A 12,705-nucleotide genomic window follows, 5' to 3' on the forward strand; every position below is an offset into this window, starting at 1 on the left:
CGCTCTTTTGTTGAGTTATTTAGTTAACATGTGGAAAACTTGTTCAACGTCTTTATCACCACGACCAGAGATATTAATAATAATGCTTTCCTCAGGTGATAAAGTTGGTGCTAATTTTAGAGCATGTGCGACTGCATGTGAGCTTTCAAGAGCAGGAATAATACCTTCAACCTTGGAAAGTACTTGGAATGCTTCTAAAACTTCTTCATTGGTCACGGTCACATACTCAGCACGACCAATTGTTTTCAAATGGCTATGCTCAGGTCCAGCACCGGGATAATCTAAACCAGCTGCTATTGAATAGGTTGGGAGCGGATTACCGTCTGCGTCCTGCAGCACTAAGCATTTGAAGCCGTGTAGCTCACCTGGTGTTCCTTCGTTTAAGGTAGCAGCTTGATCCGGCTCTATTCCAATAAGGCGAACATCTTCGTCTGCAATATAGTCAGCAAATGCCCCAATGGCATTACTACCACCGCCGACACAGGCAAGAACCGCTGTTGGAAGCTTTCCTTCTTTCTCTAAAATCTGTTCACGACTTTCGCGGCTAATCACGGATTGAAAATGTTTAACCATTGTAGGGAAGGGATGTGGACCAACTGCTGAACCTAATAAATAGAACGTAGTTTCATAGTTTTCTACTAAGTCAGCAAATGCTTCATCAACTGCATCCTTTAGGCGACCCTGCCCTTTATCAACCGCTACGACTTTCGCGCCAAGAAGCTCCATGCGAAATACGTTCAATGCCTGACGCTTTGTATCCTCCAAGCCCATATAAATCGTGCAATCCATTCCAAACATGGCACAAGCTGTAGCTGTTGCTACACCATGTTGACCTGCACCTGTTTCGGCAATCACGCGGTTTGCTCCCATACGTTTGGCTAGTAAGATCTGTCCTAGTACATTATTGATTTTATGTGAGCCTGTATGGTTAAGGTCTTCACGTTTTAAATAAATTTTTGCACCACCCAATTGCTTTGTTAAATTTTCTGCAAAATAAAGAGGGGATTTACGACCAACATATTCACGGAAATAGTAATCTAATTCTTGCTTAAAGTCATCATCCTCTTTATACTTTTGAAAATTCTCATCTAGTATATTTAAAACATTTTGAAGCTCCTTTGGAACAAAGCTTCCACCAAATTCACCGAAATATCCCTTTTTCTCTACTATTGTACTCATCTTTACTCGACTCCTCTATGCTAATTTTTCCATAAAAAAAAGCCACTCCAATCCCTCATAAAAAGGACGAGTAACCGTGGTGCCACCTTTATTCGCAATTTTTGCGCGCTTTCCTGCTCCGGTAACGGGGAGCAAATCGGCCTTACATTTGATAAGGCTGCTCTGAAGTCCATTCACAAGTCTGTACTACTGGTTCACACCACCCACCAGCTCTCTTGAAGTAACAATGCTTGCTACTACTCTTCTTCCTTGCATTTATTAGAAAGAATTGTAGAATATTTTCAGAATAGTGTCAAGAAAAAAGACGAATCTAAAAAGACCCGTCAGTTAAATCAAATTATTAAAGTGAAGGCGTTTGTTTAATACATACATAATCGGCGCACCAACAGCTAATACAACAAATTCACCCGCCGCTACTGTTAGCCAAGTCCAAAAGAATGGCAGCTCTAAGGCTAAGTTCAGCTCAAAGGCAATGATAAACATGGTGCATGTAAATAGCAATGTATTAATAATTAAACGTGCCCATATATTTTTGACAAATTTACAGATTAAAATAAACAGGCCAAGTGTAATCATTGAATGACCTACACCAAACACTAAATCGTAAATGCCAAGTGGTGAAAAGAGATTAGAGATCAATACACCAATAATAATCCCTACGGCAAAGCGTGGATTAAATGCTACTAAATGGTTAAACATCTCGGATACTCGGAACTGTACCTCCGTAAAACCAAATGGTGCAACAAGCATGGTCACAGCTATATAGAGAGCCGCAATGATACCACTTGCTGCTAAAAATTTTATTTTCATATTCATTTCTCCTTAGTTTTTTTTCGTGGGATGGTTACGAACCACGGTGCTTTCACACAAGTAAATATTTTATTATACATATCTAGTAGAAGTCAAATGTCAGACTTTGTCTATAATGTCCTATCGTCGCAAAATTGTCATAAATATTTTTTACTATGTTGAAAAAAGAAATAGAATAACTAAAACAGCGTAGTTTAGCGGTTTAAAGCGCCAAATTGAATGAAAAACTAAAATATTTTGTCACTTTTAAAAGTCAGAACATTCATAATGTTGTTGACTGAGCTCGATAATAACGATAATATAGCGATACATTCACACTTTGTTTGGATAAAGTGCGGTAGATATTTGAGAACATAATCGGGGGGATTATTTGTGAAAAGCAATGTGAAGAAGCTATCATTCCTTCTTTTTGGATTAGTGTTACTACTTGCTGCTTGTGGTAGTGGTGGCTCTAGTACAACAGATTCAAAAGGAAATGAAACAAACAATGCAAGTGAGAGCGGAAATGCAGACGATAAAACATATAAAATCGGGATTACTCAAATTGTTGAGCATCCATCGTTAAACGCAGCAACGGAAGGCTTTAAAAAAGCAATTGAAGATGCTGGCTTAAAAGTTGAATACGATCCACAAATTGCGCAAGGAGATAACAGCCTTAACACAACGATTGCTAACAATCTAGTGAGTGCAAACGTAGATTTAATTTTTGCTAACTCTACACCTTCTGCACAAGCAGCTGCAACAGCAACAAGTGATATTCCAATTATTTTCACATCGGTTACAGATGCTGTTGGTGCACAGTTAATCGACTCAATGGAGAAGCCAGGGAAAAATATTACAGGCACAATTGATCTACATCCTGAAACGATTTCTAAAACAGTAGCATTCTTACAAGACCTTGGTGCGAAAAAAGTAGGGATGGTCTACAATGCGGGTGAGCAAAACTCAGTTGCACAAGTTTCAGAAGTGAAAAAGGTTATGGATGAACAAGGTTTAACGGTGGTAGAAGCATCAGCATCCACTTCAGCAGATGTAAAGCAAGCGACAGAATCTCTAATTGGTAAAGTAGATGCTTTCTATATTATTACTGATAACACAGTAGTTTCTGCTTTAGAATCGGTAATTGATGTTGCCAATACGAATAAATTACCATTAGTCGTAGGAGAATTAGATTCTGTGGCACGTGGTGGTTTAGCTGCTTATGGATTTGAATATTTCGATATCGGTTATGAAGCAGGTCAAATGGCTGTGAAAATTTTAAAAGGTGAAGCAACACCTGCTGATACACCAGCACAATATCCTCAAAATCTGAAACTATTAATCAATAAAAAAGTAGCGGATGATTTAGGAATCGAAATGAAAGATTCTTGGGGTGCAGAAATTCTAGAAAAGTAAAACGAAGCGGGGGAGAACTATCCCCGCTTTATCTTCATTTTACAAGCGATATAAATAATTAAGAGATTTAGGAGATGATTCAACGATGTTTTTAGCATTATTTGGCGCAGTGGAGCAAGGAATCATCTATGCAATTATGGCACTTGGTGTATATTTAACATTTCGGGTGTTAGATTTTCCGGATTTAACGGTTGATGGAAGCTTTGTAACAGGGGCGGCAACGGCAGCAACAATGGTTTTGCTTGGCTACCACCCAATCTTAGCGACTTTAGTGGCAATTGTTGCTGGATTTATTGCTGGATGTATGACAGGAATTCTTCACACGAAAGGAAAGATTAATCCACTATTATCAGGGATTTTAATGATGATTGCTTTATACTCGATTAATCTACGCATCATGGGGTTAACTGCAGAAAATACGATAGGTCGCCCGAATATTCCACTATTAAACTCTGAAACAATCTTTTCAAAGTTTCAAGCTTTTTGGAGCAATTTAGGGATCGATGCTGCTCTTAATAACCTATTAAAAGGCATGGGCTTTCAGCATGTACCAGGTACATGGAGTGTGCTGATTGTCGTATTAATCATCACGATTTTAATTAAGTTAATAGCAGACTGGTTCTTAAAGACAGAGGTCGGGCTAGCTATCCGAGCAACTGGTGATAATAAACGAATGATTCGCAGCTTCTCAGCAAATACAGATACACTTATCATTTTGGGGCTAGGACTTTCCAATGCACTTGTCGCATTTTCTGGAGCTTTAATCGCACAATACTCGAAGTTTTCAGATGTAAGTATGGGGATTGGTATGATTGTGATCGGTCTTGCATCCGTTATTATTGGTGAGGCTATTTTTGGGACTAAAACCATTATTCGTACAACTTTTGCAGTCATTGCAGGAGCCATCATTTATCGTATTATATTAGCATTAGCATTACGTGTAGATTTCCTTGATTCAGGAGACATGAAATTAATTACGGCTATCATCGTTATTTTGGCGCTGATTTTACCGCAAATTATCAATAAGAGTAAGGAACGTAAACGTAAAGCCAAGCGTGCTGCGGGACTTTCGTAAGTAAAAACAGTAGAGAAGGGAGGAAAAGGCCTTGCTTAAATTACATGGTATTAATAAGGTATTTAATGAGGGAACACCAGATGAGAAAATTGCACTTGCAGAGATTAACCTACACTTAAAGCCTGGTGATTTTGTGACAATCATTGGTAGTAATGGTGCAGGTAAATCAACGATGATGAATATGATTTCAGGTGCTTTAACACCTGATTTCGGGACAGTGTTAATTGATGGTAATAATGTGACAAGTTTGCCTGAATATAAACGCTCTCAATACATTGGTCGTGTCTTCCAGGACCCAATGGCGGGAACGGCACCTACGATGACAATTGAAGAAAATCTAGCTCTAGCATACTCTCGCAATAAGCATAGAGGGTTACGTAATGGTGTGGATAAAAAGCGTCGTGAATTTTTTAAAGAATCACTAGAGATGCTTGGTTTGAATCTTGAGAATCGCCTTTCTGCAAAAGTAGGCTTACTTTCAGGTGGGGAACGTCAAGCTTTGTCGCTCTTAATGGCTACCTTCACAAAGCCATCTATTTTATTGCTGGATGAGCATACGGCTGCACTTGATCCATCACGTGCAGAATTAATTACTCGTATTACGAAGTACTTAGTGGAAAAAGATAATTTAACGACATTAATGGTAACGCACAATATGCAGCAAGCATTAGATTTAGGCAATCGTCTTATTATGATGGATAAAGGCCAAATCATTTTAGAAGTTGGTGAAGATCGCAAACATGAATTAACAATCCCTGATTTAATGGCTGAATTTGAACGCATTCGTGGGGAAAAAATGAATTCAGACCGTGCTCTTTTAGGTTAATGATGAAACGCTCATACACTTGTATGAGTGTTTTTTATTTAGGATAATAAGATGATCGATAAACTTTAATACATAAAAAAGCCTCACTTGCGGAGAAGTGAGACTCTTTATGTTAAACGAGTAAACCAAATAGTTGAATGTCGTTGTTTACTTCTTTGTACTTGAAGCCGAATTCATCCATTCGGGCAAGTAGTCCTTCGTATTCAGCACGATCACCTAGCTCAATACCGACGAGTGCAGGGCCACTTTCCTTATTGTTTTTCTTCGTATATTCAAAGGTAGTAATGTCATCGTTTGGTCCAAGTACACTAGTGAGGAATTGACGTAATGCTCCTGCACGCTGAGGGAAGCTGACGATGAAATAGTAAAGTAAGCCTTCATGAATAAGTGACTTTTCTTTAATCTCCTGCATCCGTCCAATGTCATTATTACCACCACTGATGATGACAACGACTGACTTACCTTTAATTTCTTCTTTATAAAAATCAAGAGCTGCCACTGATAATGCTCCAGCAGGCTCGGCAATAATCGCATGTTTATTATATAAATCTAGAATGGTCGTACATACCTTGCCTTCAGGTACAAGAACAATATCATCTAAATAGCGACGACAAACATCGTAAGTGTGGTGACCGACGCATTTTACAGCAGCACCATCAACGAATTTATCAATCCAATCAAGAGCAACTGTGCCACCTTCAGCAAAGGCAGCCTTCATACTACCAGCACCTGCAGGCTCCACACCAATAATTTTGCTAGAAGGAGAGAGGTTTTTAATGTAGGCAGACACGCCTGACATTAAGCCGCCACCACCAATACTACCGAATACGTAGTCGATTGGCTCCTCCATATCATTCATAATTTCTACCGCTACCGTTCCTTGACCGGCAATGACATCGAGATCATCAAATGGATGAATGAAGATTTTACTATGCTCTTCACAATAGCTCAAGGCGCTTTCAGCAGAATCATCGAATGTATCTCCTGCCAAAATAATTTCCACATATTCACGTCCGAACATACGCACTTGATTTATTTTTTGCTTCGGCGTTGTTTGAGGCATAAAAATGCTTGCTTGAATTTTTAATTGGGCACAGGCATAAGCTACACCTTGTGCATGATTGCCTGCACTTGCACAGACAACCCCAGCATTGCGTGCTTCATCCTCGATTTTTTTAATTTTATAATAGGCACCACGAAGCTTGAATGAGCGTACATGCTGTAAATCTTCGCGTTTAATATAAATATTAGCTCCGTATTTCTCGGATAAATAATCGTTTTTTTGTAGTGGTGTGTGCACAACTACATCTTTTAAAAAATGATGTGCAATCAGGACATTCTCCACTTGCACGGTTCTAGTATCAGCAACTTCCATAGTATTCATCCTCCGTTATACGTTTAAAACATTTATCTATGATAGCACACTTTATTTGCTTTTTGGGAGTAATTTTTAGTAAATTCTAAATTTTCCGTGTCTATTTGAAGATGTAAGCGTTTTATCTTGATATAGCCTATTTTTTTGTAAAAAAAGCGATGTGTCAGACCTCGAAATAGTACATTTTAAGTGGAAAAAATCATTTAAACTCTGTTGAATCAAATCCAAAAAATACAACTCTCATAACAATAATGGCCAAGCATATACTAGATTAGCTTAGGACAAGTAGGAGGGTAAGTAGTGGACATCATTCAAGGGATTTTATCTACATATTGGAAATTTTTCGATTGGGCGATGTGGCAAGAAGTATTAATGGACCCTGTATCCTGGGGACTAATATCCTCATTAATTATTATAGAAGGATTGCTGTCGGCAGATAATGCACTGGTATTAGCGGTACTAGTGAAACATTTACCAGATAAACAACGAAAAAGGGCATTAATGTACGGTATGCTAGGTGCCTATTTTTTTAGATTTTTATTTATTGGCATAGGTGTTTATCTTGTAGAATTTTGGTTTATTAAAGTATTAGGTGCTTTATATTTGGGGTGGCTCTGTGTAGCTCATTTCCTCCAAATAGGGAATGAGGATAGTGTGAAGGAGGTAAAGAGGTCGGGATGGATGGTGCGTCTTTTTGGCACCTTTTGGGCAACTGTCATTTCTGTTGAGCTCATGGATATTGCTTTTTCAATTGACTCCATCTTCGCTGCCTTTGCGGTATCAGATCAAGTATGGGTGCTTTTAATTGGAGGGATGCTAGGGATATTAATGATGAGGACCATTGCAGGTGTTTTTTTAATCATCATCGAAAAAATTCCAGAGCTTGAAGCAACGGCCTTCATTATTATAGGTGTCATCGGCTTGAAAATGTTAGTGAGTGTTTTCAATATTCATATTCCACATTATTTATTTTTCTTATTCTTAGTGATTGCTTTTTCCATCACAATCATTGTGCACATGATGAAGAAAGTAAGAGCTGCCTAATTAAAAAGTACTGTTCTCCAAAAATGAGAACAGTACTTTTCTTAGTGTTGAAAAACAAAACAGTCAATTGAAAGGTAAAAATGGATTTCCGTTGCAGGCTACTTGTTTTCCTGTGGGCGAGCGCCGAATCGCTTCCTCCGCTACCGCTCCGTTTAGAGTTTTGCCTGTCTCGCTATCCCACGGGAGTCAAGTAGCCTTCCACTTCAACCCCTGACTTTTTAGCAAAGGTTTTCAAATAAAGTGAAGGTGTTCACTACTCTTTATGAAGAGGTGTTGTCACGCATCACTTCTCCACATTGAAAATAAGAGCTCATCCCCTCTAAGAATACAGTTAATGGGCGATTTGATCGCTATGCTACTATGAAAAAAAGTAAAGACACTTTGCAGCATGGTTGATTGGAGAGGAGCCAGCGTCACTCCTAGGGGATTTAGCGTCACAGAGGAGGCCCTGGAGCGAACGGAAGTGAGTGAAGCGGCTCATCGGACGCCCCCTGGAAAGGACGCTGGCGGAACGGAAATCAACCCCTCGCCTTGTAAAGTTGCTTTTTCTGCCGTTGACATCATCTTTTTTCAACAGCATGAAAAGTACTGTTCTCTAAAAACGAGAACAGTACTTTTTTTATTTTACATATTTATCTGGGTCAACTATATAGAATTTTTCAATATTTAGCCAGCTCTCGCTCATTGGTTCGCCGTCATCAATACGTTTTTCCGTCTCCTGCATCATCCAACCAGTCTGAGATGCATGAGCTTGTAATGCTTTTAATTTGTCCATTCGCATTTCACGAATATCGTAAACAACATGTGGTTCGCCATTTTTTTCAATCGTATCATTGGCGAAGGCACAGCCGAATACTTGTGGACGAGCAGCCTTTGGCATACGACGTACAGCTTCAACTACAGCACGTGCTGTTGCTTCGTGGTCTGGGTGGACAGCAAAGCCAGGCAAGAATGTGAAAATTAAAGAAGGCATTAGTTCTTCGATTAACCCTTCCACTAACTTTACCATTTTCTCATCATCTTCAAATTCAATTGTTTTATCTCGTAAACCGAGCATACGTAAATCTTGAATACCCATTGCCTCTGCTGCTGCAACCAATTCCTTGCGGCGAATTTCAGGTAAGGACTCGCGCGTTGCAAAGGGTGGATTACCTAAATTACGTCCCATTTCGCCTAATGTTAAACAGGCATATGTAACAGGTGTATTCATTTTCTTTGTATAGTGGGCGATGGTCCCAGCAACTGAAAAAGCCTCGTCATCTGGGTGAGGGTACACAATTAAAATATGACGTTGTGGTTGTAAATTCAAATAGTCGTCCCCCTTAGTAGGTAAATGGCGTTTCACTAATTTCAAGTGCAATCGCCAATTTTCCAGAGTAGTCTAGTCCAGCCATTAATAAACGGCCTAAATCATCTAATTCAAAATGTGTAATGCCTTGTGCATAAACCCAGCCATGAGGTAATTTTAAACCCACACGATGAGGTGCATTGTCTACAACCTTAGCAAGCTCATAATTAATTTTAGCATTGCGAATAAAAGCACCAGCATTAAAAAACTGTTCATCATAGTGTGCTGCATAAGATCCGTTTGTCGTCTCAAGATGAATATAAACGTCTTTGTTGGCGAAAGAATTCAGCAATTTTTGCAACGTCTCTACTTGTACTTCTTGCATCTTAACACTCCTCTCGATCATTTCTCCTTTAAGTATAGTAAAAAAATTCGCAAAGGGAAATTGATTGCTTTGTTATGAAAAAATGATGATTTGTATCTATATACCTCAGCGTCATTGGGTTCAGATTTTTTTGAGATTGCGAAAATCGATCCTAGCATCAAGGGAAATGAATCATCATCTCTAAATCTATGACAAGTTCTTAAGCAATATTCTTGAAAAAATTATTGTAATGTATCAATATAGGGAGTGTGAAAATAAATATGTACAAAATGTGTCGTTTCGTATTGTATCCGTTTTCACATCTGAAAAGATATTGCAACCATGACTTCTTCCTAATTCGTGTGTGTAGACAGCCCCACCTGTTGAAGGAAGTAATATTTTAGAAATAACGAATTCTATCTTGGTACAATAGATGACGTTCCTTGAACAGGCTATGTATGGTAGTTGTGAATAAGGGAAGAAAAATGAAGCTCATTATCATAGTATAATAAAAAATCGCGACTCTCTTTTATGACGGAGAGTCGCGGTTTTTTTATTGAACATTCGTGTAGGCTATGTATTTGTTAGTATCGATTAAGCTTTCGTTCTATTGTATCTAAACGATTATTAACATTTTGTAATTGTTTAAACATTTGCTTCATATAAAGATTTTGATCTTGCGTTTCAGTTGTTTTGGCTTGTGCCAATTCTTCCTCCTCCTGAAGAGCCAATATTGTGGCAAGGGTGGATAATGAGTAACCAAGTGTTAATATGATGGAAGCAATTACTTCAACTTTTGAAGAGGTGATTTCCCCAGCTAGTAAACCTGATTCTTCCGTTAAGTCCTCTACTTTGTTTTTTTTCATCTTTTCCCCTCCCATACAGCTAATATATGGGATATGAAGCATTAACGTATCTTGTCCTATTTTTATCTTTATCTAATAAATACTAATCGTTAACGGATTGTTTAATGTTTGTAATTTTCTAATAATTACATTGATTTTTCCATTTAAATATAGCATTATAGTAGGAATAAACAGACGCTTAGAGGGGGAATTAATGTGAATAAGGACTTTAAATATTGTAAGGAATCAAGAGTGATGCGTACAAGTCGTGTGTTTCCAAATGATGTGAATAATCATAATACATTATTTGGTGGGCGACTGATGAGCGATATTGATCAAGTTGCTTCCATTTCAGCAGCAAAGCATAGCAGGAAAGACTGTGTCACAGCTTCAACTGATTCTGTCGATTTCTTACATCCCATTCGCCCGACAGATTCTGTTTATTTCGAATCCTATGTAACATGGACGGGAAGATCTTCTATGGAGGTTTTTGTCAAAGTTATTTCTGAAAACTTGAAAACAGGAGAGAGAAAGGTGGCAGCGACTGCATTATTAACATTTGTTGCATTGGATGAAAATAATAAACCAGCGTTGGTTCCACGAGTAATTCCTGAAACAGTAGAAGAGACAAAATTGCATGAAACAGCTTCAGAGCGAGCGAAGGCACGTGCTGAACGTAAAAAGGAAAGTAAAGCATTAGCTCAATTTATATCAATGAATGATCCATGGGATTATCGGCTAGAAATGGTGGGAAATTATATGTAAAAAGAGGGGTGTCTCAAATGACTTTGAGACATCCCTTCATGCTTATATTTCAGTTACTGTTACTTGAGGAGCACCAAAACGGGATTTCGCTCCATGCATGACAGGACCTACATAATCATTTAGCGCCCAGCCGTGTGCGATGGCTGCGGATACAAACTCTTTCGCTTCAATGACAGAGTCTTTAATAGAAAGACCGTTAGCAAGATTGGCTGTTACAGAAGCAGCAAATGTACAGCCTGCACCGTGGTTATTAGTAGAAGCAACTTTTTCAGCTTCTAATAAGTAGAATGTTTCACCATCAAAGAATAAGTCTGTTGCTTTTTCAGTGGCTAGTGCTTTTCCACCTTTAATGACAACAGCTTTAGCCCCTAGTTCGTGGATTTTACGAGCTGCGATCTTCATGTCATCAATGTTTTTTGGTGTACCTGTGCCAGCTAATTGTCCCGCTTCAAAAAGATTTGGTGTTGTTACCGCTGCTAGTGGTAAAAGATGCTGAACCATAGCATCTGTGTTCCCAGGATTCAATACTTCATCGTCACCTTTACATACCATAACAGGATCGATGACAACATTTGGAGTGCCTGAATTTGCGATAGCCTCTCCAGCAATGCGAATAATTTCTTCTGTTGAGAGCATCCCTGTCTTAATGGCATCAATTCCTGTGGAAAGAGCTGTGTCAATTTGTTTTTGTAGTAACTCAGTTGGCAAAGGTGTGACGTTGTGTGTCCAGCCATTCGGGTCCATTGTTACGACAACTGTTAATGCCACCATACCATATGTACCATGCTCTTGGAATGTTTTGAGATCAGCCTGCATCCCTGCGCCGCCTGATGTATCTGATCCTGCAATTGTTAATGTTTTTTTTAGAGTCATGTAAAAGATCCCCTTTATCGTTAAGAGTTATAAAATTACCTTCTAGTATAGTCCGATTCTGATTCTATAAGAATAGCCAGAATACTATATTTTTATATGGTCAGTTTCAACTGATGCTTGAATTCATCTTTAATTTTTTGTACCGTTGTAAGAAGAGAAAGGGGCTTAAAGAACGATGAAACAAGTATTCCCGAATGATTGGCAAGAAGTACTCAAAGAAGAGTTGGAAAAACCGTACTATCAAAAACTACGTCAATTTGTCGCAAATGAATATTCGACACAAACCATTTATCCACCAATGAATGATGTGATGAACGCATTTTATACAACAGCATATCATGATGTGAAGGTTGTTATTTTAGGACAAGACCCATATCATGGACCTAATCAAGCGCATGGGTTAAGCTTTTCTGTTAAACCAGGTATTCCACATCCTCCTAGCTTACGGAATATGTTTCAAGAGCTACAGGATGATTTAGGCTGTCCAATTCCCCAAAATGGAACGCTAACAAAGTGGGCTGAACAGGGTGTTATGCTATTAAATACGGTGCTTACGGTTCGAGCAGGACAAGCAAATTCGCATAAGGAACAAGGTTGGGAGCAATTTACCGATGCTGTTATCGATCTATTAGCTGCAAGAGAAGAGCCACTAATTTTTGTATTGTGGGGTAAACCAGCGCAACGCAAAAAGCAATTAATTCGAAAATATAAAACGCCTCATGCCATACTCGAAGCGCCACACCCAAGTCCATTAAGTGCTTATCGAGGATTCTTCGGTAGTAAACCTTATTCAAAGATTAATCAACAATTAGTGGAGTGGGGCAAGCAGCCAATTGATTGGTGTTTAGAATAGATTGGCACAAATC

13 protein-coding genes, 1 riboswitch and 1 other annotated feature are annotated in these 12,705 nt (G+C 38.7%); of the genes, 6 read left to right on the forward strand and 7 right to left on the reverse strand.

Annotated elements, in window-relative coordinates; all coding sequences use genetic code 11:
* Positions 1–15: 15 nt before the first annotated feature.
* Positions 16–1,179, reverse strand: a complete 1,164-nt coding sequence (trpB, locus tag MHB65_RS02465) for a tryptophan synthase subunit beta (RefSeq protein ID WP_205446727.1) — start codon at positions 1,177–1,179, stop codon at positions 16–18.
* Positions 1,180–1,238: 59 nt separating this feature from the next.
* Positions 1,239–1,438: a binding site (T-box leader), on the reverse strand.
* A 68-nt stretch (positions 1,439–1,506) separates the two neighbouring features.
* Positions 1,507–1,989 (reverse strand): QueT transporter family protein, encoded by a 483-nt coding sequence (locus MHB65_RS02470; protein WP_205446728.1) that lies wholly within the window; start codon positions 1,987–1,989, stop codon positions 1,507–1,509.
* Positions 1,990–1,995: 6 nt separating this feature from the next.
* Positions 1,996–2,040, reverse strand: a riboswitch (PreQ1 riboswitch).
* A gap of 321 nt (positions 2,041–2,361) precedes the next feature.
* On the opposite strand from MHB65_RS02470, the gene MHB65_RS02475 reads away from it, so the two are divergent.
* The 3 genes from MHB65_RS02475 to MHB65_RS02485 all read left to right on the forward strand — a co-directional run bounded on the left by MHB65_RS02475 (position 2,362) and on the right by MHB65_RS02485 (position 5,285).
* Complete coding sequence (locus tag MHB65_RS02475) at positions 2,362–3,384, forward strand: ABC transporter substrate-binding protein (protein ID WP_205446729.1); 1,023 nt, start codon at positions 2,362–2,364, stop codon at positions 3,382–3,384.
* Between the two features lie 85 nt (positions 3,385–3,469).
* A complete protein-coding gene (locus tag MHB65_RS02480) occupies positions 3,470–4,459 on the forward strand; it encodes an ABC transporter permease (RefSeq protein ID WP_342442394.1) in 990 nt (329 codons plus the stop codon).
* Between the two features lie 31 nt (positions 4,460–4,490).
* Positions 4,491–5,285: an ABC transporter ATP-binding protein gene (locus tag MHB65_RS02485; protein ID WP_036078189.1), complete on the forward strand. Its 795-nt coding sequence runs from the start codon at positions 4,491–4,493 to the stop codon at positions 5,283–5,285.
* 112 nt (positions 5,286–5,397) lie between these two features.
* Here the strand turns inward: MHB65_RS02485 and ilvA are convergent, their stop codons facing one another.
* Entirely contained in the window at positions 5,398–6,660 is a 1,263-nt protein-coding gene (gene ilvA, locus MHB65_RS02490; protein WP_342442395.1) for a threonine ammonia-lyase IlvA, read from the reverse strand.
* Between the two features lie 300 nt (positions 6,661–6,960).
* On the opposite strand from ilvA, the gene MHB65_RS02495 reads away from it, so the two are divergent.
* Positions 6,961–7,704 carry a TerC family protein gene (locus MHB65_RS02495; RefSeq protein ID WP_205446732.1) on the forward strand — a complete coding sequence of 248 codons (744 nt, stop codon included), beginning with the start codon at positions 6,961–6,963 and terminating at the stop codon, positions 7,702–7,704.
* 619 nt (positions 7,705–8,323) lie between these two features.
* Here the strand turns inward: MHB65_RS02495 and bshB2 are convergent.
* The 3 genes from bshB2 to MHB65_RS02510 form a co-directional block, all read right to left on the reverse strand.
* Positions 8,324–9,013 carry a bacillithiol biosynthesis deacetylase BshB2 gene (gene bshB2, locus MHB65_RS02500; protein WP_342442396.1) on the reverse strand — a complete coding sequence of 230 codons (690 nt, stop codon included), beginning with the start codon at positions 9,011–9,013 and terminating at the stop codon, positions 8,324–8,326.
* A gap of 13 nt (positions 9,014–9,026) precedes the next feature.
* A complete protein-coding gene (locus MHB65_RS02505) occupies positions 9,027–9,377 on the reverse strand; it encodes a YojF family protein (protein WP_004225428.1) in 351 nt (116 codons plus the stop codon).
* Positions 9,378–9,940: 563 nt separating this feature from the next.
* On the reverse strand, positions 9,941–10,222 hold the full coding sequence (locus MHB65_RS02510) for a hypothetical protein (RefSeq protein WP_048393429.1): 282 nt from the start codon (positions 10,220–10,222) through the stop codon (positions 9,941–9,943).
* Between the two features lie 195 nt (positions 10,223–10,417).
* On the opposite strand from MHB65_RS02510, the gene MHB65_RS02515 reads away from it, so the two are divergent.
* Positions 10,418–10,966 carry an acyl-CoA thioesterase gene (locus tag MHB65_RS02515; RefSeq protein WP_205446734.1) on the forward strand — a complete coding sequence of 183 codons (549 nt, stop codon included), beginning with the start codon at positions 10,418–10,420 and terminating at the stop codon, positions 10,964–10,966.
* Between the two features lie 42 nt (positions 10,967–11,008).
* Here MHB65_RS02515 and thiD read toward each other — a convergent pair whose 3' ends face one another.
* A complete protein-coding gene (gene thiD, locus MHB65_RS02520; protein WP_205446735.1) occupies positions 11,009–11,839 on the reverse strand; it encodes a bifunctional hydroxymethylpyrimidine kinase/phosphomethylpyrimidine kinase in 831 nt (276 codons plus the stop codon).
* Between the two features lie 175 nt (positions 11,840–12,014).
* Between thiD and MHB65_RS02525 the strand changes: the two genes are divergently transcribed.
* A complete protein-coding gene (locus tag MHB65_RS02525) occupies positions 12,015–12,692 on the forward strand; it encodes a uracil-DNA glycosylase (protein ID WP_342442397.1) in 678 nt (225 codons plus the stop codon).
* Positions 12,693–12,705 lie beyond the last annotated feature (13 nt).

This window comes from Lysinibacillus sp. FSL K6-0075 (assembly GCF_038592945.1).
Lineage (GTDB): Bacteria > Bacillota > Bacilli > Bacillales_A > Planococcaceae > Lysinibacillus > Lysinibacillus fusiformis_F.